Source organism: Rubrivivax albus, from assembly GCF_004016515.1.
Classification (GTDB): Bacteria; Pseudomonadota; Gammaproteobacteria; order Burkholderiales; family Burkholderiaceae_C; genus Rubrivivax; species Rubrivivax albus.
On the sequence record NZ_SACT01000001.1, the window covers coordinates 140073 to 163861 of the forward strand.

Consider the following 23789-nt stretch of genomic DNA (forward strand, 5'->3'; position numbering starts at 1 on the left):
CAACCTTATCCGGGACCACGATGGCCACCCCTTGCGGGATGGCCGCCACAGCTTCGCGGCAAGCCGCTACGCAGTGGTTGGACTTACACCACTTCCTGGGACATCAACGGCGTGGCCCGATCGCCGGCCCGAGACCGATGCCGGTTCAGCCGGAGGCCGCCCGGCGGACGTGCCCGGACGCCAGTTCGGCCAGGCTCGAGGTGTCCGCCCCTTCAATGCGAGAGGGCGAGGCACACCAGCTGACGGCGGGCGCTTCTTCGCAGCGTCTCAGGCAGGCGGTCTCGATCGGCAATGCGCCTGATGTCACCCCTCGTGCCTTGGCCGACACGTACGCATCCAGGCAGGTCTGCCAGACCACATCGGCACCACGCGCCTTGCAGGCCTCACCGCGACAGACCACCACCATCGGCGCATCCTTGGATGTGGGCAGGTGGGCAGGCTCCTGCGCGTTGTCGTCGGGATGAGCCGATGTTTCCTGTGCTGCAGGGGGCCATAGCGTTTCTGACGCCACCGGCGGCCGGACTGGCCGTGATGCTGCATCACGCAGGTTCGGTCGGCCCGCTGTCTGGCGGCGACGCCCGTCCTTCAGCACGAGAAGTGCGGGAAGGAGCAACAACTCTGCGGCTTGGCCCGCCAGCAGCCCCACGGCGGTCATCAGGCCAAAGTTCGCCGTCGGGATGAAGGCCGAACTGGCCAGCAGGCCGAACTGCGCCGTCAGCAGCACGGAGATCGCCAGCACGGCGCGCCCTGAACCCTGGTAGCTCTTCACGATGGCCAAGGGCGTGGAGATGCCGTTGCGCAACCGCTGCCGGTAGCCGTGATACAGGTGGATGGTGTCGTCCACCGTGATGCCCAGCACCACCCCGGCGATCATCACCGTGGCCAGGTCGAGGTGGATGCCCAGGGCGCCCATCAGGACGAAGATGACGAACAGTGGCGCCAGGTTGGGCACCATGCAGATGAGCGATGCGGACATCGAGCGCCACAGCACCGCCATGAAGATGAAGATCTGCAGGAAGGCGCCTGCGAAGCTGTTCTGCTGGCCGCTGACCAGCAGGTCGACCTGGTCCGCGAACAGGCGGCCGAAACCGCCGATGTCCACCTCGACGCCCGGAATCGGCGCAGCGTTCACGTGGCCGCGGATGACGTCGATGACCTGCGCGATCTCCTTGGCGCCATGCACGTTCAGGCTGACCAGGATCCGGGCTCTACTGAAGTCGCGGTTGACGGCTTCGTAGAGATCCCTGCCATCGTAGACGAGCAGGTACTGGCGCAGCAGTCGGTCGCTGGGGGGCAGGTCACGGAAGGCAGGCTTCTCGCCGTTCATCGCCCAGTGCATCTCCTCCACGATGTCGACCATCGACGATGCCCGGTCCACCTCACCCAGGTCTTCGATCCAGCGTTGCAGGTCGCGGACAGCCTGCAGGGTCTGCACGTTCTGCAAGCTGTCCCGGCCCTGGCCGTCCAGCGAGATCTCCAACGTCGTCACGCCGGCGAGCTGCTCCTCCACCAGGCGCACATGTCGGTTGACCGGATGATCCTGAGAGAAGAACGTGAGCACGTCTGACTCGACCTTCACCTCCCGCGTGAACGGGAAGGCGGCCGCCACCAGCAGCAGCGCGACGGCGACAGTGGTCTTGGGCCGGCGCATGCCGGCCAATGTCAGGCGTGCGGCGATGCGACCGAACCGTCCCATGGCCGATTGGCGCTGGGGCCAGCGCCGGTTGTCCCATCGAGCCAGGAACGGCGGCACGAGCACGAACACCGTCACGAAGACAAGCGCCGTGCCAATGGCGCCGGCCACGCCGAACAGCTGGATGGGCGGGATGGGCACGAAGATCAGGCTCAGCAGCCCCGCCCCCGTGGTCAGCACGTTGTACAGCCCTGGCTTGAGCGTCTCGCCCAGCGCGCGATCCACCGCGGCGCCACGGGTGAGCCCGGCGCCCTGGGCGCGCTGCACGCCGGCGTACAGGTGCATCAGCGTGGCCAGTGTGTAGGCCGACAGCAGGCTCGGCAGGATGGCGCTGGCCATCGTGTACGGCTGCCCCGACGCGGCGATGCCCGCGACCAGCGGCAGCACCGCAGTCGACATCGCCAAGCCGCCGATCACCACGGGGCGCACTCGGCCGACCACCCAGAACAGCAGGCCAAGCCCGACCACCACCGTCAACGGCACGAATCGCACCGTGTCCTGCATCATCGACTCAAGCTGGGCCACGTCCAGCGTCACCGGGCCGGCATCACCGGCGTAGTGCCCGCGAAGCCCGACCTGGTTGATGGCCAGTGCCACGGCCACCTTCAGCGCCACGCGGTCTGCGCTCGTTTCCATGCCCTTCGGCCGGACCACCATGGCCAGCACCGTGCCATCGCGTGATGCCAAAAGCCCCGGTGCGAAACGGTCGCCGAGGACCCGCTCGCGCAGCGCTGCCGGGTCGTCGCGGCGCAGGCGCCGTGCATCGATCAGCGGCCCGACGGCGAAGCCGTCCTCCGAGCCGGAGACACGCTCCATCGTCGTCACCGAGATCACGCGTTCGACCAACGGGTCTCGCGACAGGATCGAGCCGAGTTCGTCCAACCGCGACAACACGTTGCGCGAGTACAGGTCCGGGCCCTGGAAGATGACGGTCAGGGCCTCGTCGCTGGGAAAGTCCCGCCGCAGCGAGTCCCGCAACTGCACCGCGGGCGATTCACCCTGGTAGTACACCTCGGGCGCGTTGTTCAGCACCAGACGGGGCAGCAGCCACAGCGACGCCACGTGGATGGCGACGACGATCAGCAAGGCCACCGGCCAAGGCAGGAGCCTGTAGCGCCCGTCCTCGCGGCGGCGCCAGAACGTCCATCCCGGCCGGGTCATGGTGTCAGAAGCGGGTGCGCAGCCCCAGCGTCAGCAGGCTGTGGTCGCGGTGAAAGCCGCCGAGGGTTCGCGCTTCACCGCGGAAGTGGTGATAGGCCAGGAACACATCGTGCGGTTCCCACCCGGAGAACGTCACCCGCGGGCCGAGGTAGACGTCGTGCACGTTCAGGCCCAGGTTGAACCGCATCGCCAGCTTCCAGCGGCCCTGGTCGAAGGAGTCCTCCACCTCGCCCCCCAGTGCCGCGTATTCGCGCAGTTCCAGCACGTCGGCGCCGGTGTGCGCCTTGCGGGCAGCGAGTTGCAGGTTCATGCGGAGGTCTTCTCCGCCCGGGAAGAATTCGACCGCCCCCACCCATTCCGTGGTGCGGACCTTCAAGGCCTGCCCTGAGGTTGCCGTCACACGCGCGTCCCAGGTCAGCCCGAGTTCGCTGCGCCAGGTGGCGCCAGCGGCATTGAACTCGAGGTCGGCGCCCAGGAAGCGTTGGAACGGGTGCGTGGCGGTCAGCGTGCCCGCCACGGGGTCCGCCACGTAGTAGGGCAGGGACTGCCGGGTACGTGCGGCCGTCAGGCCCCAGTCGATGTCGCCTGCCCCGGTCTGGGTGAGGCGCACGGCAGCACCGCCATGGCCGTTGTCGTCATCACGCAGGTCCGCCGACGAGATGAAGGCCGCCAGCGCTGGCGGCGGTGCGATGCCCAGGATCACCCCCCGCTGCTGATCCACGGGGCTCCAGACATTGCGACTGTCGGCCAGTTTGGCGCCCTGGAACGACGGCATCAGCACGACGTCCAATTCCATCGTATCGAACGCCTGCTCCCAACGCACGATGGGTTGCGGCAGTCGGCGCTGGGGGAGGTTGTCGAGCAACAGGCGGCTGGCATCGACGCGGCTGACGCGGTCGATCAGGGGCACCTCGTCCACCCGGCCCCACAGCACGGTCTGCAGGCCGGCCGTGAGCTTGGTGTCGCCGGTACGCCAGCGCACCCAGGTGTCGGCCAATACCGCATCCTGGTCGTCATGCGGCAGCGGGCCGCCGGACTGCCGCGTTGCACCGAGGCGCACACCTGCGCGCCATTCCCAGTCGCGCCCAATCCGCCCGCTGGCGGAGGGGGTCGCACGCAGCGTCAGCATGGTGCGCGCATCCGTGGTGTCCGAAAACACGCCGGCCTCGAGCAAGACATCCTCTACGCCGAGGCGCAGGTCCTGAGCACCCACGGGCAGGGCGCTGGTCGTGGCCAGCGCGAGTGCGGCCAGCCACCGGGCGCCACAGGTTGCGAACGCGGCACCGTATCGCGTCTGATCAGTCACAGTCGAAACTCCGATTCATAGCGCTCGTCGGCCAGGGCACGAGGCGTGAACAACCGGTCGGGCAATTTTCGATCGTAGCGCGCCGATTCGACGATGAGCCTCGTTTCGCTGCCCTGGGCCAGGTCGGCCATCGAACTGGTGGTGACGGTCCAGAAGCCTTGGATGCGCTGCCGTTCCAGCGCGAGCCACCGCTTGCTGACCGTCTGTGGGTCACGTTCGAAGTAGTCGATGCGCAGGGCCATCGCCGTGGTGCGGTCGATCCAGTTCAGGCGTTTGAGGTAGACCGAGTCGTCTGCATCGACCGGAACGCTCTCCAGGATGTCGCAGGTGACGCCGGCCAGCACCTCGCGGCCCAGCAGGCGGTGCGTGTCGCGTTGGGGCTTGCGCTCCTGAAGGTCCTCGAAGTAGAGGTCCGAGCCCACGAACCGCCCGCCCTTGCGGTCGCCAGACACCTTGCGCACACGGTCGAGTTCCGGCAGGAAGAGCGACTGGTCCGTGCTGCCATCGGCACGGGTGAGGCTGAGCAGGCCGACACCGGCAATGTCCTTGGGGTCCAGAAAGCGGGCCAGGTAGGCCGACTCGCCCCGCCCACGGTCGAGCCGGTAGGTGACCAGCCGCCGGACACGTGGCTCTCGGCCGCGCTCGGCCAGTTCCATCCGGCTGAGGGTGGTCACGTCGCGGCCGACCGGCCGGCCGTGTACCGCATCGGCCAGGGCACTGGCGTCATCGGCGCGCGCCAGGGGGGTCAGCGCGAGCGCAGGTAGCGTGGCAAGCAGCCTGCGGCGGGCGTCGTTCGTGTGAGAAGTCATGGCCTGTCGGATCCCTGGCATGCGACATCGGGCCGTCTGGCATCGCCTGGCGACGACACGACCGCTGGAATCGGGCAATCTGCCGAAAGGGGTACCCATAATGTACGGGCTATCCGCGGTGCCGGGCGCCTGAGGCGGCGCCTTGCAGAGTCTGCCCGTCTTGCCTTCGCATCGGACCTGTCATGCTCCCCATCCACAAACTGATCTGGCATGAATGGCGCGCGCGCGGCGTGCCCGAACGCGTCCCGGAACCCAGCGAGGCGATGGAGGACCCGGAGCAGATCCGCGCCTACGTCAAGGCCTACGAGTGGGGTGGGCCGACCTCGGCGCTGCAGATGTACCACCTCACGCAGCTGGCCAGCATGATCCGCCCGGGCGACACGGTCGTCGATCTGGCGTGCGGCCCCGGCCCGTTGCTGCTGGAACTCGCACCTCTGTACCCGGAATGCCGCTTCATCGGTGCCGACCTGTCACAGCCCATGCTGGACGTGCTGGCCGAGTCGGCTGCCGCCAAGGGCCTGCGCAATGTCGAGACCCTGTGCGAGGACATCCGTGACCTGCCCAGCCTGACGCCGGGCACGGTGGACATGGTCATCACCACGTCGGCGTTGCACCACCTGCCGGACCTGGAGTGCCTGGAGCGTGTCTTCGAGCGGGCGGAGCGGCTGCTCAAGCCGGATGGCGGCCTGTACGTCTTCGATTTCGGCCTGGTGCGCTCGGCCGAGGCTCGCGCGCTCCTGGTGGCCGACGTGGCGCGCAAGGCGCCTCGTGTGACGGCCGTGGACTACAAACATTCGCTGGATGCAGCGTTTCCCGTCGACGAGGTTGTGACGCGGGTCCGGCGTGCGGTGCCTCGGCCGTTGACGATCCACTCCAGTCAGTTCATCGACTTCTTCTATTTCATCCGCACGTCGGACCGGTGCCAGCCGGCAGCGAACGTGATGAGTTTCGTCAGCAGCATGCGACAGCGCTGTGGCATGCCGATTCGATTGGAAGCTGCGATGCTGAAGCACATGCAGCGGGCGCGCTGAATCCGGACCGGACACCTGACGGCCTTTGATGTCCCAGGTTGTCGCCTGAGCACGCGGCATGGGGGTTCGCATGCATGTCGAGTCGAGCACAGCCAATGAGCCTCTGGTTCGCCAATGCGTGTGTGGGCCTGTTGTCCCAGGGGGGGAGCGATTTCGGCTCCATTGACTGCCCGGGCGCGCCGGCTTGCCCCAAGCGACGGTGATGGCTTGCCGGAACCTGCCTTTCGTCGTACTTCGCGAAGCCTGCGGACCCTGCGAACCCGGCAGCGCTGCACGGAGGCGCCGGCCATGCTTCCTGTCACGATCGCCATGTCGCGGCACGTCGGGATTCTTTACAGCGCTTGGTGAGTGACGCGGGGTCAGATCGCAGGTCATTGATTTTTAAGAAGTTTTTCTGCTGGCACAGGCGTTGCTAGTTGAGAACCGTCTGACCTACAGTCCTGTCCCCAAGGAGCACCGACATGTCCCTTTCCAAGTCTCTCAAGGCCATCGCGCTGGCGGTGCCTCTTCTGTTTGGCGCCAGCCAAGCCTTCGCGGCCGGCACGCCTTTCTGCGTCGACACCACGGGCTACGACCCGACGGATGGCATCACCGGCAACCAAGTGGCCTGCTTCGGCGAAGGCGCTCAGGCCGGTGAAACCGGCTTCGAGGTCCGCAACCTGAACGGTTCGTACGTCGAAAAATTCCAAGCCTTCTTCGTTGGCCCGCAGCTGAATTTTGCCGCCACCATCCTGGCCGACTGGAACTCGTTTGTTGGCATGAATGGCGCCGGCATCAACGGCACGGGTCTGGACAATGACTACAACCTGTATGCGGTGGTTCAGGCGACGGGCTTCGTCTCCGGTGCCAACTCATTTTTTGCCACCGGCGCGACGCTGAGCCTGTTCATGGACGCGAACCAGGACGCTGACCTGTCTTTGGCTGGGATCGACAACGGTACGCTGGCCTTCACCGGCGCAGGTGCAGGCGATGTCCTTCTCGCCTCGTCAACGACGCTGCTTTCGGGTTCTGGGACCACGAGCGCCAGTGCGGGCAGTGACGGCTTCGCTGTGCTGTTCGACGACTTCGTGCTGACGGCCACCGGCGAAGACTTCTTCATCGCGCCGCGTCCGTTCTACATCCGTGTCTACAGCGACGGCGACATCAACGACGGTACCGTCGAAACCGTCGCGCCTGGCCTCTTCGAGATCCAGGGTGACCTGAGCGCCGAGTTCCGCATCCCCGAGCCCGGCACGCTGGCCCTCGCCGGTCTGGCTCTGCTTGGTGCCGGCGTTGCGCGTCGCCGCAAGGCCTGATCCTGTTTTGCCGCCCGTCTGTTTGGCGGGCAGTTACCAAGGGGTGCCTCCGGGCACCCCTTCTTCGTTTCGCCCTTGCCTGCTGACTCGTCGAACCAGGTCGCTCGGCATGGTGCATCCCAACGAATCCCGCCCAGGTGTTCAAACCGGGCCCGAATGGCAGACAATGACTTCCGACTGCCTGTGGTTGCCGAATGGCCCCCCTGGCGTTTGATTCCGACCCCGAGCGAGAGGCAATGTGCCAGGGAACAAGACCCGCGAAGAGATCGCCGCCGCCTACAAGTCCGACCCCTGGTGGTACGACGTCCGCGGCTTCTTCATCCTGACGTTCGCCTACAACAGCACACTGCCAACGCAACTGGCCTTCTTCGGCCCGAACTTCGGCCCGCGGCATCTGGAACTGGCCTGCGGCACCGGCACGTTGCTGGAACTGTTCCTGAAGTGGCGGCGCTGGAAGAAGCTGCCCCAGGTCGAGATCGTCGGTGTCGACTACGCCGAGTCCATGCTGGCCGGTGCTGTCCACCGCTTCCGCAACGAGGCCGGCATGACCTTCCTCCACGCCGACGCCGCCGAAATGCCCTTCGAGGCCGCGAGTTTCGACACCTGCAACGTCGCCAACGCCATCCACTGCCTGCCTGATGTCGATGGCGGGCTGCGTGGCGTCTTCCGGGTCCTCAGGCCCGGCGGCACCATGGCTGCCAACGTCCTGCTGTACCCGCGCGGCATCTGGCCCTTCAGGCAGATCGCCGGTGCCATCAACCGGTGGGGCATGAAGAAGGGCATCCTGTACACGCCCTACGAGCGGGACGACATTCGCCGGCGGATCCTGGCCGCCGGCTTCGAGATCGTGAACGAGCGCGTCGGCGGCAACTGCTACGACGTCCTGGCCCGCAAGCCCGCCTGAGGCGCACCCCCTGGACCGGTTCAGGATGCCATTCGACCAGGACGCGGCCTTCTCGCGCAACATCGGCTGGGTCACCGAAGAAGAGCAGGCCAGGTTGCGTTCGATGCGGGTGGCCGTGGCCGGGCTCGGCGGCGTGGGCGGTGCCCATGTGCTCACGCTGGCCAGGCTGGGTCTCGGGGCCTTCCACATCGCGGATTTCGACCGCTTCGAGGTCCACAACTTCAACCGTCAAGCCGGCGCCTTCGTTTCCACCATCGGGCAAGCCAAGTCCGAAGTCATCGCCAGGATGGCGCGGGACGTGAACCCCGCCGCCGAGATTCGATCGTTCGCAGACGGGGTGACCCCAGGCAACCTCGGTGCCTTCCTCGACGGCGTGGACGTCTATGTCGACGGGATCGACTTCTTCGCGGCAGACGCGCGCCGGATGCTGTTCCAGGCCTGCCACGAGCGTGGCATCCCGGCCGTCACGGCGGCGCCGCTGGGTATGGGCGTGTCGCTGCTCTACTTCAAGCCCGGCGGCATGAGCTTCGAGCAGTACTTCCGGCTCGAGGGTTGCGACACCACCGAGCAGTACGCCCGCTTCATCGCCGGGCTGTCCCCGGCCATGCTGCAGCGGCCCTACCTCGTCGCGCCGCAGGCCGTGGATTTCGCCGCCCACAAGGGCCCGTCCACCGTGATGGCCTGTGACCTCTGTGCTGGCGTCACCGGTACCGCCGTGCTCAAGATCCTGCTCGGGCGGGGGCCATTGCGCCCGGCGCCCTGGGCCATGCAGTTCGACGCCTACCGCCAGCGCCTGTCTTTCACCTGGCGTCCCGGCGGCAACGCCAACCCCCTGCAGCGGCTGCTGCTGGCGCTGATCCGCCCCCGCCTTCGCTTGAACTGAGGCGGATCACCGGGATCCAGCGGGGCTATGTCACGCCGCGCTGGCATTCTGGGGGGTGGGGCGGGGCGCGCCACATGCATACCCTGTGCCATGATTCGAGACCTGCCCGGACAGGCCACGAACGGCCATTCTCGGAGACCTGCCCCCATGCGATTCCCCTCGAAGTTGTCCCTGTCCCCATCTTCCCGGCTGTGCCGCCTGCTGGCCGGCGTGGCCACCATCGGCATCCTGGCCGGGTGTGCCGGCACGGCCCCGGCGTTCCCGCCGGCTCCGGCGTCGGCCGCCAGCAGCGACTACAGCTATGTGGTCGGTGCAGGCGACAACCTCAACATCGTCGTCTGGCGCAACCCAGAACTGTCGATGGCGGTGCCGGTGCGGCCCGACGGCAAGATTTCGGCCCCGCTCGTCGACGAAATGGTGGTCCAGGGCAAGACCTCGGTGCAGATCGCTCGCGAGGTCGAGGCTGTGCTCGGCAAATACGTGCGCGACCCCATCGTCACCGTGATGGTCACCGGCTTCGTCGGCCCGTACAGCGAGCAGATCCGCGTGGTGGGCGAGGCGGCACGCCCGCAGTTCCTGCCCTACAAGCAGCAGATGACACTGCTGGACGTGATGATCGCCGTCGGCGGCCTCACCGATTTCGCCGACGGCAACGGCGCCAGCATCCTGCGCACGGCCGACAACGGCAAGCAGTACTCCGTGCGCCTGAAGGACCTGATCAAGCGTGGAGACGTGTCTGCCAACGTCGAGATGCGCCCCGGCGACATCCTCATCATCCCGCAGAGCTTCTTCTGACCGCACTGCTGCAGCGCGAGTAACGGAGTTCGTCCATGCAAGAGATCCTGGCCCAGGTCACCGGCATCGCCCGCGGCATGTGGCGCTTCCGCTGGGCGGGTGTGCTGGTCGCATGGCTGGTGGCCGCGGTGGCCACGGTGGTGGTGTTCCGCATCCCCAACCAGTACGAGGCGTCCGCTCGCATCTACGTCGACACGCAGTCCATCCTCAAGCCCCTGATGGCCGGTCTGGCGGTGCAGCCCAACATCGAGCAGCAGATCGGCATGCTCAGCCGTACCCTCATCAGCCGGCCGAACCTCGAAAAGCTGGTGCGCATGGCCGACCTGGACCTGGGCGCCCAGTCCAAGGCACAGCAGGACCAGTTGTTCACCGATCTGGCCAAGGACATCCGCATCGCCAGCACCGCGCGCGACAATCTCTTTGCGCTGAGCTACAAGAACAACGACCAGGACAAGGCCAAGCGCGTGATCCAGTCGCTGGTCTCGATCTTCGTCGAATCCAGTCTGGGCGCCTCACGCAAGGATTCCGATTCCGCCCGCGTGTTCCTGGACGAGCAGATTCGCAACTTCGAGGCCAAGCTCGAGGAAGCCGAGGCGCGGCTGAAGGAGTTCCGGCTGCGCAACCTGGACATGCAGTCGCCTGATGGGCAGGACGCTGCTGCGCGCATGGCCGGGCTCAGCCGGCAACTGGAAGATGCCCGGCTCCAGCTGCGTGAAGCCGAGCGTGCCCGCGATTCCGCCAAGACCCAGCTGGCGGCGGAGAAGTCGCAGTCGGGCAACATCGTCACCCAGAGCCTTCTGCAGGAATCGGCCATCCAGGTCTCGACGCCTGAGCTCGACGGACGCATCGAGGCGCAGAAGCGCAATCTCGACGCCCTGCTGCAGCGGTTCACCGACCAGCACCCGGATGTCGTCAACACCAAGCGGCTGATCGCTGACCTCGAGGCGCAGAAGGCCAAGGAGATGGCCGCGCAGCGCAAGAAGCTGCTGGCCACGGCGGGCACGTCCGGCCCGGCCGCGCAGGCGCAGAGCCTGGTGTCGCAGGAGCTCAACCGCATGCTGGCAGCGTCGGAAGTTCAGGTGGCGGCCCTGCAGGCCCGGGTTTCCGAGTACAGCGCCCGCCTCGAGGCCGCGCGCGCTGCCGTGCGCACGGCACCACAGCTGGAAGCCGAGGCCGCGCAGCTCAACCGCGACTACGAGATCACCAAGAAGAACTACGACAACCTGGTCTCCCGCCGGCAGGCGGCCATGATGTCCGGCGACCTGGAGTCCGCCGCTGGCGTAGCCGACTTCCGCCTGATCGACCCACCCCGGGTGTCACCCAAGCCCGTGTCGCCCAACCGCCTGATGTTGCTGCCGCTGGTGCTGGTGGCTGCCATTGCCGGGGGCCTGTTCACCGCCTTCGTCGCCAGCCAGCTGCGCCCGGCCTTCTACGACGTGACCGACCTGCGCCAGAAGACCGGCCTGCCGCTGCTGGGCGTGGTGTCTGTCGTGCTGGGTGATGCCGAGCGCCGCCGCGAGCGCATGGACCGCCTGCGTTTCTTCGGTGCCACCGGCAGCCTGGTGCTGCTGTTCGGTGCCGGCCTGGCCGTGATGGCCGTGATGGCGGGCCGCTGAGCGCGCGCCCGAGCGAAACCATGAGCAGCTTGATCGAACAGGCCGCCCAGCGGCTGGAACAGCTCCGCCAGGCGGGGGTGGACGTGCCGGTGGTGGCGTCGCCGTCGGTCCCGGCAGCGACCCTGCCCGGGTTGCCGGCCGCGCCTGCGGTGGCGCAGCCCGAGCCGGAAGCCGAGCCGGCGCCGCAGTCGCGCCAGGTCGAAATCGACCTCGACGCACTGCAGGCCCAGGGCTTTGCCACGCCGCATGGCCCTCGCACACCCACGGCCGATCAGTTCCGCGTCATCAAGCGCCCGCTGATCGTCAACGCCATGGGCAAGGGCGCGGCGCCGCTGAAGCACGGCAACCTGATCATGGTGACCAGCGCGCTGCCGGGCGAGGGCAAGAGCTTCACGTCGGTGAACCTGGCCATGAGCATTGCCGCGGAGCTGGACAACACCGTGATGCTGGTGGACGCCGACGTGGCCCGCCCGTCGGTGCTGCGCATGCTGAACCTGGAGCCTGGCCCGGGCCTGCTGGACGTGCTGGAAGCCAAGGCCACGGTGCCCGACTGCCTGCTGCGCACCAACATCGACAAGCTCACCCTGCTGCCCAGCGGCACCCCCCATCCGCGCGCTACCGAACTGCTGGCCAGTGATGCCATGCGCGACCTGCTCGACGACATGGCCACCCGTTACCCCGACCGGATCATCATCTTCGACTCGCCGCCGCTGTTGCTGACGACCGAGTCCCGCGTGCTGGCCACGCACATGGGCCAGATCGTAGTCGTGGTGCATGCCGGGCGCACGCTGCAGGCGGACGTGCAGCATGCCCTGGCGGCCATTGAGACTTGCCCAGTCAAGATGATGGTGCTGAACAAGGCGCGCGGCAGTGGTGGCGGCTACGGCAAGGGTTACGGCTACGGTTATGGCTACGGTTATGGCTACGGCCAAGGCGCCTCTGGCGATGCCGCTGCCGCACCGGCCGACGCCAAGGCAGGTGGTTAGCAGCGTGCCGATGCCAAGTTCGGCGCCAGGCCTGGTGCCGCGTGCGCTGGCAATGGCCTGTGTTGCCGTGCTGGCGGGCGCCGTGTCCGGTGCTGCCATCGCACAGCAGGCCGGTTCCCGGCCGAGGCTGGAGGTCACGCCAGCCCTGTCGGTGACCCAGACGCTGACCGACAGCTACCGCGCCAAAGGTGCCACGGCCGCCGACGGCCGCAGTTCGGAGGCCATCACGTCCATCAGCCCTGGCCTGCGCGTCACCAGCCGTGCCGGTCGCGTGCAAGGCGTGTTCGACTACGGCCTGGTGGGTGTGCTGCACGCTCGCGACAGTGCCGCCAATGAGATCCAGCACCGCCTGTCGGCCAGCGGCCGTGCCGAACTGGTGCCCAACCACCTGGACCTCAACGCCAGCGCCAGCATCAGCCGCCAGCCCACGTCGGCCTTTGGCGTGCAGTCGGTCGACGGCAGCTTGACCACCAACAACCAGTCGGACGTCCGGACGCTGTCGCTGCAGCCGGTGCTGCGCGGCGTGCTGGGCGGCGTGGTGGCCGTGCAGGCCAGCGGCAATGCCACCCGCACCGACGGCGGCACCCAGGTGGGTTCGCGCAGCACCGGCGCCTCGCTGACGCTGTCGCCGGCAGCGGCTGGTCGTGTGATCAGCTGGTCGCTCACCGGTTCGCGCCAGATCAGTGATTTCGATGGTGGCCGCGAAACCACCACCGACCGCGCCATTGCCAGCCTCATCGTGCGCCCGGACGCCGAACTGCAGGTCAGCGTGCGCGGCGGCGTCGAGCGCTCCGACCTGGCTTCGCTCGAGAGCCGCGAGTCCGAGAACTACGGCGCCGGCATACTCTGGACGCCCACGCCCCGCACCCGCGTCAGCATCGACGGCGACCGCCGCCAGTTCGGCGACGCCCACCAGGTCGCGCTGGAGCACCGCTTCCGGCGCAGTGTCTGGCGCTACAGCGACAGCCGGTCGGTCAACGACGGCAGCTCCAGCAACGGGAGCGGTTCGCAGACCACCGCCTACGCGCTGTTCTTCGAGCTGTTCGCCTCCCAGGAGCCCGACCCCGTGGCCCGCGACCTGCTGGTGCGCAGCTTCCTGGAGCGCAACGGCGTCAGCCCCGACACCCTGCTGGGCGGTGGCGGATTCGTCACCGGCGCTGTCACCATCCAGCGCCGACAGGAGCTGAGCTTTGCGCTCAGCGGGGTGCGCACCACGTTCACGGCCGCGGTGTTCCAGACCACCAGCGAACGCGGCGACACCCTGTCCGGGGCCGACGACGACCTGGCCACCGGCCCGGTGCGCCAGCGCGGCCTGAGCGTCACGGTCACTCACCGGTTGACGCCTACCACCGGCCTGAACTTCAATGTGAGCAGCCAGCGTTCGCGCTCCCTGGCCGCTGCCGGCAGCAACAACCTGGACAGCGTGGCCCTGGGCTGGAACTCTCGTCTGAGCCGCCAGTCCACCCTGTCACTCACCGTCCGCCACGCCGCGTACGACAGCGACACCGAGCCCTACACCGAAAACGCCGTCACGGCCGCGTTCAGCACGAGGTTCTGAGCCATGTACGAAACCCACTACGGGCTCACCAGCAAGCCCTTCCAGCTGATCCCGGACCCGAACTTCTACTTCGGCAGCAAGCAGCACAGCCGCGCCAAGGCCTACCTGGAGTACGGCGTCTCGCGCAACGAGGGCTTCGTCGTCATCACCGGCGAGATCGGTGCCGGCAAGACCACCATCCTGCGCACGCTCATCGAGGGACTGCACGGCAGCAACGTCGTCACCGGCCACCTGGTCACCACCCAGCTGGGCGCGGAAGACACGCTGCGCATGGTGGGTGCGGCCTTCGGCTTCAAGGTCAAGGACGTGCCCAAGAGCGAGTTGCTGATCACGCTCGAGGCCTTCCTGATCAGCCAGACCAGCCAGGGCAAGCGCTGCCTGCTGATCGTCGACGAGGCGCAGAACCTCAGCATGCGCGCCATCGAGGAGCTGCGCATGCTCAGCAACTTCCAGTTCGGCAACCAGGCCCTGCTGCAGAGCTTCCTGATCGGCCAGCCGGAGTTCCGCGAGATCCTGCAGCGCCCGGAGATGGAGCAGTTTCGCCAGCGCGTGGCGGCCACCTGCCACATCGGCCCGCTGGACCAGGCCGAGACCAAGGCCTACATCGAGCACCGACTCAAGTGCGCCGGCAGCACCGACAAGCCCAGCTGGGGCGACGGCGCGCACGAGGCCATCTACAAAGCCACGCGTGGCATCCCACGGCGCATCAACTCCGTCTGCGACCGCGTGCTGCTGCTGGGCTTCCTGAACGGCCGCACGCACCTGAGCGCCGACGACGTCAACGAGGTCGTCAAGGAACTCGAGGCCGAGAACGCCGTGCCGCCGCGCAAGGAAGGCGTGTCCGTGCCCGCGCCGCTGCCCAGCGACAGCGTGCCGGGCGAGCTCTACGCCGGCTCGGTGGGCGGCATGCCGCTGGACCTGGACCTGTCCAAGTTCAAGGTCGACCCGGCCACCGCCGACAGCATGAGCAAGCAGCTCAACCGCCTGTCGGCCGAACAGCGGCTGGACCAGATGCAGCGCCTGGAACGCAGCCTGCTGCGTCTGGAGCGCATCAACGTCCAGACGTTGTCCATGCTGCAGAAGCTGGTCAGCGCCGCAAAGCAGCAGGGCACGGCCGCACCGGCGCCGGCTGCCCAGCCCTCACCGTCGCCTTCCGACAAGGACGGCGCCTGACCCATGCTCGCGCCCGCGATCACCAACGCGCTGACCATCGACGTCGAGGACTGGTTCCAGGTCTCGGCCATGGCGCCGTACATCCGGCGCAGCGACTGGCCCACGCGCGACTGTCGCGTCGAGCGCAACGTCGACCGTCTGCTGCAGCTGCTGGACGCGCGGCAAGTGCAGGCCACCTTCTTCACGCTGGGCTGGGTGGCCGAGCGCTACCCGCAGGTGGTGCGGCGCATCGTCGCTGGTGGCCATGAACTGGCCAGCCACGGCTATGGCCACGAACGCGCCAGCGACCTGGACCGCACCGCGCTGCGCGAGGACCTGGTGCGCGCCAAGGGCCTGCTGGAAGACCTGGGGGGCGTGGCGGTGCGTGGTTACCGCGCACCGAGCTTCTCCATCGGCCACGGCAACCTCTGGGCCTTCGACACGCTGCTGGAGACCGGCCACGCCTACAGCTCCAGCCTCTACCCCATCCGGCACGACCACTACGGCATGCCCGACGCGCCACGCTTCGCGCACCGGCGGCCCAATGGCCTGCTGGAGGTGCCGGTGACCACCGTGCGCCTGGGTCAGCGCAACCTGCCGTCCAGTGGCGGCGGCTGGTTCCGGCTGTTCCCGTATCCGGTGTCGCGCTGGATGATCCAGCGGGTGAACCGGCAGGACCGGCAGGCCGCCATCTTCTACATGCACCCCTGGGAGATCGACCCCGGCCAGCCCCGTGTGCCCGGCATCGACGCCAAGACGCGCTTCCGGCACTACGTGAACATCGGCCGCACCGAGCAGCGGCTGCAGCAGTTGCTGCGGGATTTCCGCTGGGGCCGCATGGACCGCATCTTCCTGGATGGCGCCACGCCGCACGCCACCGCTGGCGCCGCCGGCCCGCGGCCGGCCGCCGTCTCGTCCGTCACCGCCTAGGGCCCGCCGCGTGGCCACCATCCACCGCCTGAACCCCGGCGATGCGGCCGCCGCTGCACGCTGGGACGCCTTCGTCTTCGCCTGCCCCGAGGCCACCTTCTTCCATCGCGCAGCGTGGCAGCAGGTGATGCACGAGGTCTTCGGGCACCCCACCTTCTATCTCTATGCCGAGCAGGACGGCGCCATCGTCGGCGTGCTGCCGCTGGCGCAGGTCAAGAGCCTGCTGTTCGGCCATGCCCTGGTCAGCCTGCCGTTCTGCGTTTACGCCGGCGTGGCGGCCAGCGACGAAGCCGCCGCGCAGGCGCTGGAGGCCGAGGCCCAGCGCATCGCCCAGCAACTGGGGGCCGAGCACCTGGAGCTGCGGCAGCTGACGCGCCAGCACGACGGCTGGCCGCGGCAGGACTTGTACGTCACCTTCCGCAAGCCCATCCTGCCCGACGAGGAGGCCAACATGCTGGCCATCCCGCGCAAGCAGCGCGCCATGGTGCGCAAGGGCATCAAGAACGGCCTGGTGGCCACGTTCGACGACGGCGTGGACCGCTTCTTCGCGCTGTATGCCAGCAACGTGCACCGCCACGGCACGCCGGCCCTGCCCAAGCGGTACTTCGAGACGCTGCGCCGCCTGTTCGGGCCGGACTGCAGCGTGCTCACCGTCACCAGCGCCGAGGGGCAGTTGCTCAGCAGCGTGCTGAGCTTCCACTTCCGCGACGAGATCCTGCCCTACTACGCCGGCGACGACGAAGCGGCTCGCGACCTGGCAGCCAACGACTTCAAGTACTGGGAACTGATGCGCCATGCCTGTGCCCAGGGCTTCAAGACCTTCGACTACGGCCGCAGCAAGGTCGGCACCGGGCCCTACGCCTTCAAGAAGAACTGGGGTTTCGAGCCGCAGCCGCTGCACTACGAATATCGCCTGTACAAGCGCGAGGCCATCCCGCAGAACAACCCGGCCAACGCCAAGTACAAGCTGATGATCGAGACGTGGCGCAAGCTGCCGCTGCCGGTGGCCAACTGGCTGGGGCCCTTTGTCGTCAGGAGCCTCGGCTAGACATGGCGCGCATCCTGTACCTGGTGCACCGCCTGCCGTACCCGCCCAACAAGGGCGACAAGGTGCGCAGCTACCACCTGCTGCGCCACCTGGCCGAGCGTCATGACGTGCTTTTGGGTACCTTTGTGGACGACCCGGACGACGAGCCGCATGTGGCTACCGTGCGCCAGTGGTGCGCCGACGTCAAGGCCGTGCGCCTGCACCCGCGGCGCGCCAGGCTGGCCAGCCTGCAAGGCCTGCTGCGCGGTGAGCCGCTCACCTTGGCCTACTACCGCAACGCCGAACTGATGGCCTGGGCCCGTGCCCAGCAGGCCGATGCGGCGGTGGTGTTCTCGTCGTCGATGGCGCCTTATGCCGAGGGCTTCGGCGGCCCGGTGCTGGTGGACTTCGTGGACGTCGATTCCGCCAAGTGGGCGGACTATGCCGGCAACCACCGCTGGCCGTTGAGCTGGCTGTACCGTCGCGAAGGCCGCGAACTGCTGGCCTACGAGCGTGCGGTGGCCGTCAAGGCCACGCAGAGTTTCTTCGTCACCGACAAGGAAGTGGCGCTGTTCACGGGCCTGGCGCCTGAATGCGCCGGCCGCGTGCAGGCCGTGGGCAATGGCGTGGACACCACGTACTTTGCGCCCGACCCGGCGCGCCCCAACCCCTACGACCCCGGTGAGGTCCCCGTGGTCTTCACCGGCGCCATGGACTACTGGCCCAATGTGGACGCCGTGACCTGGTTCGCCGCCGAGATGCTGCCGGCGCTGCGCGCCCGCTGGCCCGGGCTGCGCCTGTCCATCGTCGGCCGCAGCCCCACGGCGGCTGTTCAGGCCCTGGCGGGCGACGCAGTGCGCGTCACCGGCACCGTGCCCGACGTGCGGCCCTGGCTTCAGCACGCCGCCGTGGTGGTGGCGCCGCTGCGCCTGGCGCGCGGTGTGCAGAACAAGGTGCTGGAGGCCATGGCGATGGCGCGGCCGGTGGTGGCGGCGGCAACCTGCGTGGAGGCCATCGAGGCCGTGCCCGGGCACGATCTGGCGGCCGCCAGCGATCCGGCCGACTACATCGCGCAGGTCGATGCGTGGCTGTCGCGACCCGAAGAGCGCGAGCACATCGGGCGGCAGGCCCGCGCCTGTGTGGTGTCGCGCTACGGGTGGTCGCCTCGTCTCGCACCCGTCGATCGCTGTCTCGAGCCCGCATGACTGCCCACACCGCCCGTTCCATGCCCCCTTGGCTGCCTGGCCTGCTGCTGCTGGCTGCCATGCTCTGGCTGATGCGGGACACCGCATTGGCCATGGTGAGCATCTGGTCGCGGTCGGAGACCTTCACCCACGCCTTCCTCGTCCCGCCCATCTCGCTGTGGCTGGCCTGGCGGCAGCGCAACCTGCTGGCGGTCACGCCGTCGGCGCCCGTGCCCTGGATGCTGGTGCCGCTGTTGCTGGCCTGTTTCGCCTGGCTGCTGGGCGACCTGGCGGCGGTGGGTGTGGTCAGCCAGTTCGCGCTCGTCGGCCTGATCGTGCTGTCGGTGCCGGCCCTGTTCGGCTGGGCGGTGGCGCGGGTGCTCGCGTTCCCGCTGGCCTTCCTGTTCTTCGCAGTGCCGTTCGGGGAGTTCACCCAGCCGGTGCTGATGGACTGGACGGCCGACTTCACCGTGGCCGCCCTGCGTGCCACTGGCGTCCCTGTGTACCGCGAAGGCCTGAACTTCGTCATCCCGTCGGGCAACTGGTCGGTGGTGGAGGCCTGCAGCGGCGTGCGCTACCTGATCGCGTCGTTCATGGTCGGCACCCTGTTCGCCTACCTGAACTACCGATCCATGCGCCGCCGGCTGATCTTCATGGGCGTGGCCATCCTCTTGCCCATCGTGGCCAACTGGCTGCGCGCCTACATGATCGTGATGATCGGGCACCTGTCGGGCAACCAACTGGCCGTGGGCGTGGACCACCTGATCTACGGCTGGGTGTTCTTCGGCGTCGTCATCGGCCTGATGTTCTTCATTGGCGCACGCTGGAGCGAACCGGAGGTCGAGCCGGTCGACGCGGCCGCCCGGCCCGAGCCGGCTCGCAAAGCCGCCTGGCCCGTGGCGATGGTCATCCTGGTGGTCGTTGCAGCCACCCAGGCCTGGGCATGGCGTCTGACCCATGGCGAGCCGGCCGCGATGCCACTGGTCGCGCTGCCGGCACCTGCGTCGCCGTGGCAGGCGGGTGATACGCCCATGCCCTGGCGCCCCGGCTACGTGAACCCCAGCGTTATGGCCGAAACCCACTATACCGGCCCGACGGCACCCGTCTGGCTGTGGGTGGCCTATTTCCGCGACCAGTCCGACGAGCGCAAGCTGGTCACGTCCGTGCACAGTCTGGCGGGTGACCGTAAGGACGGCTGGCAGGTGCTGCGCCAGCGCGGGATGGGTGCTGCGGGCCCGCTCCCGGCGGTCTTGGCCCATGACCTGCAAGAACGGGTGCCATTGGGCGCTTCCGCTGGTCGCGAGCTTCGTGTCTGGCGCCTCTACTGGACGGGCAGCGACTGGACGGCGTCCGACGTGCGCGCCAAGGTGCATCAGGCGCTTGGGCGCCTGGCCGGCCAGCCCGATGACGGCGCCGTCGTACTCATGGCCACCCCTGGCGGGGCGGATGCAGACGCCACTCTGGCGGAATTTGCACGCCTGCACCTGCCTGCCCTGGACACTGCACTGCAACAAACGCGCGACACTCGCTGACCGCGTTCAACCAGTTCCTCGAGGGAGTTGATTCCATGACCACCATCGCCGTCATCGGCCTCGGCTACGTCGGCCTGCCGCTGGTCGTCGAATTCGGCAAGCAGGTCCGCACCATCGGCTTCGACATCGCCAAGAGCAAGGTCGCGGCCTGCCAGCGCGGCAGCGACCCCTCGCGGGAACTGACCGACGCAGAGGTGCAGGCCGGCAAGCTGGCCGTCTACACCGACGACCCCAAGATGCTCGGCGAGGCCGACGTGATCATCGTGGCCGTGCCCACGCCGGTGGACGACGCGCACATTCCCGATTTCCGCCCCCTCATCGGCGCCAGCACCAGTGCCGGCCGCCACATGAAGAAGGGCGCCATCGTCGTCTACGAAAGCACCGTCTACCCCGGTGCCACCGAAGAGGTCTGCATCCCCGTGCTGGAGAAGGAATCCGGCATGAAGTGGAAGCAGGACTTCTTCGTCGGCTACAGCCCCGAGCGCATCAACCCGGGCGACAAGGAACACACGCTGACCAAGATCCTCAAGATCGTCAGTGGCGACACCCCCGAGACGCTGGAGACGGTGGCGAAGACCTACGAGATGATCGTCGAGCCCGGCGTGCACCGCGCCAGCTGCATCAAGGCCGCCGAAGCCGCCAAGGTCATCGAGAACACGCAGCGCGACCTCAACATCGCGCTGATGAACGAGCTGTCCATCATCTTCGACAAGCTGGGCATCGACACCAGCGAGGTGCTGGAGGCCGCCGGCACCAAGTGGAACTTCCTGAAGTTCAAGCCCGGCCTGGTGGGCGGCCACTGCATCGGCGTGGACCCGTACTACCTGACCCACAAGGCCGACATGCTGGGCTACCACCCGCAGGTCATCCTGGCCGGCCGGCGGATCAACGACGGCATGGGCAAGTTCATTGCCGAGCAGACCATCAAGCACATGATCGCCGCGGGCTCCTACATCAAGGGCGCCAAGGTCAACGTCATGGGCCTGACCTTCAAGGAAAACTGCGGCGACCTGCGCAACAGCAAGGTCATCGACATCATCAAGGAATTGCAGAGCTACGGCGTGGACGTGCACGTCACCGACCCCACGGCCGACCCCGAGGAGGCCATGCACGAGTACGGCGTGCGGCTCGAGGCCTGGGACGACCTGCCGCGCGCCGACGCCATCGTCGCCGCGGTGGCGCACCGCGAATACCAGGTCATGTCAGTGGAGGACCTGGGCCGCAAGCTGATCAAGGGCGGGGCGTTCATCGACGTGAAGGCGGCGTTCGACCCGGCGGCGATCACGGGGGCGGGGTACAAGCTCTGGCGGTTGTGACCGTGCGGCGCCGCGCTGCCTGGGCATGAAGGTCACCCGATACTTCGAAGCAACCAGGCAGCGCCCGGATCGCTCTGCAATCCAAGACGAGTGGATTCAGCGGGTGGTGCGACATCCGACCGCGGAAGTGGTCCAATCCGACGGGCGAATCCGTCGCTGGGCACCGATCGTTGAGGCAGAGGGCCGATACCTCCGCGTCGTGTTGCTGGATGACGGCGAAACCGTGCATAACGCGTTCTTCGACAGAGGTTTCACGCCATGAGAGTCCGCTATTTCGAGGATACCGACACGCTGTACATCGAGTTGCGTGACGCGACCGTGGCCGAGACACGCGACGTCGACGAGAACACCTTGATCGACGTGGACGAGCAGGGTCGCATGGTGGCCATCACCATCGAGCACGCGCAGCAGCGTGCCGAACTGTCGAACTTTGCGTTCGAGCGCATCGCGGCTTGAGCAAGCCGGCGCCCCCCCTCGTCGCCCACATCCTCCACCGCTTCGACACCGGCGGCCTGGAAAACGGCGTCGTCAACCTGATCAACCACCTGCCGTCGCAGGCCTTCCGGCACGTGGTGATCGCGCTCACCGAGGTCACCGACTTCCGCCACCGCCTGCGGCGCCCCGACGTGGACTGCATCGCCCTGCACAAGCCGCCGGGGCAGGGGTTCAAGGTTTATCCGCAACTGTGGCGCCTGATGCGCCGGCTGCGGCCGGCCATCGTGCACACGCGCAATCTGGCGGCGCTGGAAATGCAGCCCGCCGCCTGGGCCGCTGGCGTGCCGGTGCGCATTCATGGGGAACACGGGCGCGACGTGGAGGACCTGGACGGCTCCAGCGTCCGCCACCAGCGCATCCGCCGGCTGTACTCGCCCTTCGTGCACCGCTACGTGGCGCTGTCGCAGGACCTGGCGGGCTACCTGAGTGGTCGCGTCGGCATCGCGCCCGGCCGCATCGAACAGATCTACAACGGCGTGAATGCCGACCGTTTCCACCCCCGTACGGCCGATGACGCGCTGCCCGAAGGCTGGCCCTTCGCCGGCGACCACTTCGTCGTGGGCACCGTGGGCCGCATGCAGACCGTCAAGCACCAGACGCTGCTGGCACGCGCCTTCGTGCGCGCGCTGGCGCTGGCGCCCGACCTGCGCCCCCGCCTGCGCCTGGCGCTGGTGGGTGACGGCCCGCTGCGCGCCGCCTGCACGCAGTTGCTGCAGGAAACCGGCGCGGCCGACCTGGCCTGGCTGCCCGGCGAACGCAGCGACGTGCCGGCGCTGATGCGGCGCCTGAACGCCTTCGTGCTGCCGTCGCTGGGCGAAGGCATCTCCAACACGATCCTCGAGGCCATGGCCAGCGGCCTGCCGGTGCTGGCCACCGCGGTGGGTGGCAACCCGGAACTGGTGACCGAAGGCGTCACCGGGCACATCGTGCCGTCGGACGACGTGGAGGCCCTGGCCGCGGCCTTGGTGGCGCTGGCCCGCGACCCGGAGCGTGCGGCCGAGATGGGGCGTGCAGGCCGGGCGGACGTGGAGCGGCGCTTCAGCCTGCAGGCGATGGTGGGGGCGTACCAGCAGCTGTACGCATCGACCATGCCAGGTCGCTGGCGCGAGACGCGGTGATGCGCCGTGCGCCGTGACGGTCTCGACGGCAACCGTGTACGCTTCCCGCCATGAAGAGAATCACCCTGCGCGCTGACGAACGCGTCATCGAAGCCGCGCGTCGGCGTGCCCGCAGCGAACAGACCACGCTCAGCGCTGCGTTCAGGGTGTGGTTGGCGGGATACGCCCTGGCGCACCAGCGTCTTCAGTGCAGCGACGACGTGCTGGGGCAGTTGCGGGGCCAACTGCAAGTTGGCGGAATGCCCGGCCGTGACGAGATGAACGCCCGCTGATTGGCCCGCCCAAGCGGGCACGGATGCGTGGTGTCGTCCCGGCGTTGTGGCAAGCTAATGGGCCAACCCATCGGAGCCGCACCATGACGGTACCCATCGAACTCCTTGCGCAGCAGTTGCTGCAGTTGTCGGCATCGGACCGTGCGCGCCTGCTCGATCAGGTCATCCGCAGTCTCGATGCCGATCGCGAGCGTGATACACGCTGGAACGCACTGGCGGCGCAGCGTGACGCGGAAGCGGACGCAGACGCCTCTGTCCTTGTCCAAGGGCCCGAGGCGATGGCCAGGGTCCGCGCCAGTCTGGCATGACGTTCAGCCTGCACCGGGGCGCGGAGCAGGATCTCCTTGCCGCGGCGCAGTTCTACCGCCGTGAGGGCGGCGCTAGGCTCGCGCACCGGTTTCTCGGTGAGTTCGAGCGTGTGGCCCGGCTCCTTGTCGAGTTTCCCGGCATCGGCACGCCTGTAGATGAGCGTCGACGGGTTCATCCGCTTCGCGACTTTCCATACTCGGTGATCTATAGCGAAACGGCTGGACAGGTCCGCATCCTGGTGGTCCGGGGGCATCTCCGGGATCCCGAGCACGGCGAGTCCCGCCGGTAGCACGCGGTAGAACGTGAGCCGCGAATCCGACGGCGGCTCGGGCGACGCCCGCGATGCAATGCACCGGAACACTGACTACCGAGTGGCCCAGCGTGGCAGATGTCATGCGGCGGCCCAGCCGCGAGGTC

At 67.9% G+C, this 23789-nt stretch carries 23 protein-coding genes; 20 read left to right on the forward strand and 3 right to left on the reverse strand.

Annotated elements, in window-relative coordinates; genetic code table 11:
- Positions 1-145: 145 nt before the first annotated feature.
- The 3 genes from ENE75_RS00575 to ENE75_RS00585 form a co-directional block, all read right to left on the reverse strand.
- Positions 146-2854, reverse strand: coding sequence for an MMPL family transporter (locus tag ENE75_RS00575; RefSeq protein ID WP_128194560.1), 2709 nt, complete (start codon positions 2852-2854; stop codon positions 146-148).
- 4 nt (positions 2855-2858) lie between these two features.
- Positions 2859-4067, reverse strand: coding sequence for a DUF1302 family protein (locus ENE75_RS00580; RefSeq protein ID WP_128194562.1), 1209 nt, complete (start codon positions 4065-4067; stop codon positions 2859-2861).
- An 89-nt stretch (positions 4068-4156) separates the two neighbouring features.
- A complete protein-coding gene (locus tag ENE75_RS00585) occupies positions 4157-4969 on the reverse strand; it encodes an outer membrane lipoprotein-sorting protein (RefSeq protein ID WP_128194564.1) in 813 nt (270 codons plus the stop codon).
- Between the two features lie 182 nt (positions 4970-5151).
- Here ENE75_RS00585 and ENE75_RS00590 point away from each other — a divergent pair, with 182 nt between their 5' ends.
- From ENE75_RS00590 to ENE75_RS00685, 20 genes are all read left to right on the forward strand, one after another.
- Positions 5152-6000: a class I SAM-dependent methyltransferase gene (locus ENE75_RS00590; RefSeq protein WP_128194566.1), complete on the forward strand. Its 849-nt coding sequence runs from the start codon at positions 5152-5154 to the stop codon at positions 5998-6000.
- A 461-nt stretch (positions 6001-6461) separates the two neighbouring features.
- On the forward strand, positions 6462-7295 hold the full coding sequence (gene pepA / locus ENE75_RS00595) for a flocculation-associated PEP-CTERM protein PepA (protein ID WP_128194568.1): 834 nt from the start codon (positions 6462-6464) through the stop codon (positions 7293-7295).
- Positions 7296-7533: 238 nt separating this feature from the next.
- Positions 7534-8199, forward strand: coding sequence for a class I SAM-dependent methyltransferase (locus tag ENE75_RS00600; protein WP_128194570.1), 666 nt, complete (start codon positions 7534-7536; stop codon positions 8197-8199).
- Positions 8200-8224: 25 nt separating this feature from the next.
- Entirely contained in the window at positions 8225-9082 is an 858-nt protein-coding gene (locus tag ENE75_RS00605; RefSeq protein WP_128194572.1) for a ThiF family adenylyltransferase, read from the forward strand.
- A 147-nt stretch (positions 9083-9229) separates the two neighbouring features.
- Complete coding sequence (locus ENE75_RS00610) at positions 9230-9877, forward strand: XrtA/PEP-CTERM system exopolysaccharide export protein (protein ID WP_128194575.1); 648 nt, start codon at positions 9230-9232, stop codon at positions 9875-9877.
- 35 nt (positions 9878-9912) lie between these two features.
- Positions 9913-11493: an XrtA system polysaccharide chain length determinant gene (locus tag ENE75_RS00615; RefSeq protein ID WP_128194577.1), complete on the forward strand. Its 1581-nt coding sequence runs from the start codon at positions 9913-9915 to the stop codon at positions 11491-11493.
- 20 nt (positions 11494-11513) lie between these two features.
- Positions 11514-12479, forward strand: coding sequence for an XrtA-associated tyrosine autokinase (locus ENE75_RS00620; RefSeq protein WP_128194579.1), 966 nt, complete (start codon positions 11514-11516; stop codon positions 12477-12479).
- 10 nt (positions 12480-12489) lie between these two features.
- On the forward strand, positions 12490-14037 hold the full coding sequence (locus tag ENE75_RS00625) for a TIGR03016 family PEP-CTERM system-associated outer membrane protein (RefSeq protein ID WP_158288816.1): 1548 nt from the start codon (positions 12490-12492) through the stop codon (positions 14035-14037).
- Positions 14038-14040: 3 nt separating this feature from the next.
- Positions 14041-15210, forward strand: a complete 1170-nt coding sequence (locus tag ENE75_RS00630; protein WP_128194583.1) for an XrtA/PEP-CTERM system-associated ATPase — start codon at positions 14041-14043, stop codon at positions 15208-15210.
- Between the two features lie 3 nt (positions 15211-15213).
- A complete protein-coding gene (locus ENE75_RS00635; RefSeq protein WP_128194585.1) occupies positions 15214-16119 on the forward strand; it encodes an XrtA system polysaccharide deacetylase in 906 nt (301 codons plus the stop codon).
- A 10-nt stretch (positions 16120-16129) separates the two neighbouring features.
- Positions 16130-17167 (forward strand): FemAB family XrtA/PEP-CTERM system-associated protein, encoded by a 1038-nt coding sequence (locus tag ENE75_RS00640; protein ID WP_233258868.1) that lies wholly within the window; start codon positions 16130-16132, stop codon positions 17165-17167.
- Between the two features lie 2 nt (positions 17168-17169).
- Positions 17170-18351 carry a TIGR03087 family PEP-CTERM/XrtA system glycosyltransferase gene (locus tag ENE75_RS00645; protein WP_128194589.1) on the forward strand — a complete coding sequence of 394 codons (1182 nt, stop codon included), beginning with the start codon at positions 17170-17172 and terminating at the stop codon, positions 18349-18351.
- Complete coding sequence (xrtA, locus tag ENE75_RS00650) at positions 18348-19862, forward strand: exosortase A (RefSeq protein ID WP_199232179.1); 1515 nt, start codon at positions 18348-18350, stop codon at positions 19860-19862. The genes ENE75_RS00645 and xrtA overlap by 4 nt, the downstream gene beginning before the upstream one ends.
- A gap of 35 nt (positions 19863-19897) precedes the next feature.
- Positions 19898-21178: a nucleotide sugar dehydrogenase gene (locus ENE75_RS00655; protein WP_128194593.1), complete on the forward strand. Its 1281-nt coding sequence runs from the start codon at positions 19898-19900 to the stop codon at positions 21176-21178.
- A gap of 25 nt (positions 21179-21203) precedes the next feature.
- A complete protein-coding gene (locus tag ENE75_RS00660) occupies positions 21204-21440 on the forward strand; it encodes a hypothetical protein (protein ID WP_128194595.1) in 237 nt (78 codons plus the stop codon).
- On the forward strand, positions 21437-21634 hold the full coding sequence (locus tag ENE75_RS00665; RefSeq protein ID WP_128194597.1) for a DUF2283 domain-containing protein: 198 nt from the start codon (positions 21437-21439) through the stop codon (positions 21632-21634). The genes ENE75_RS00660 and ENE75_RS00665 overlap by 4 nt, the downstream gene beginning before the upstream one ends.
- Positions 21631-22791 carry a TIGR03088 family PEP-CTERM/XrtA system glycosyltransferase gene (locus tag ENE75_RS00670; RefSeq protein ID WP_128194599.1) on the forward strand — a complete coding sequence of 387 codons (1161 nt, stop codon included), beginning with the start codon at positions 21631-21633 and terminating at the stop codon, positions 22789-22791. Before ENE75_RS00665 ends, ENE75_RS00670 begins: the two co-directional genes overlap by 4 nt.
- 50 nt (positions 22792-22841) lie before the next feature.
- Complete coding sequence (locus ENE75_RS00675) at positions 22842-23063, forward strand: hypothetical protein (RefSeq protein ID WP_128194601.1); 222 nt, start codon at positions 22842-22844, stop codon at positions 23061-23063.
- 83 nt (positions 23064-23146) lie between these two features.
- Positions 23147-23371 carry a hypothetical protein gene (locus tag ENE75_RS00680; protein WP_128194603.1) on the forward strand — a complete coding sequence of 75 codons (225 nt, stop codon included), beginning with the start codon at positions 23147-23149 and terminating at the stop codon, positions 23369-23371.
- Complete coding sequence (locus ENE75_RS00685; protein WP_128194605.1) at positions 23368-23661, forward strand: type II toxin-antitoxin system RelE/ParE family toxin; 294 nt, start codon at positions 23368-23370, stop codon at positions 23659-23661. Before ENE75_RS00680 ends, ENE75_RS00685 begins: the two co-directional genes overlap by 4 nt.
- The last annotated feature ends 128 nt before the right edge of the window (positions 23662-23789 follow it).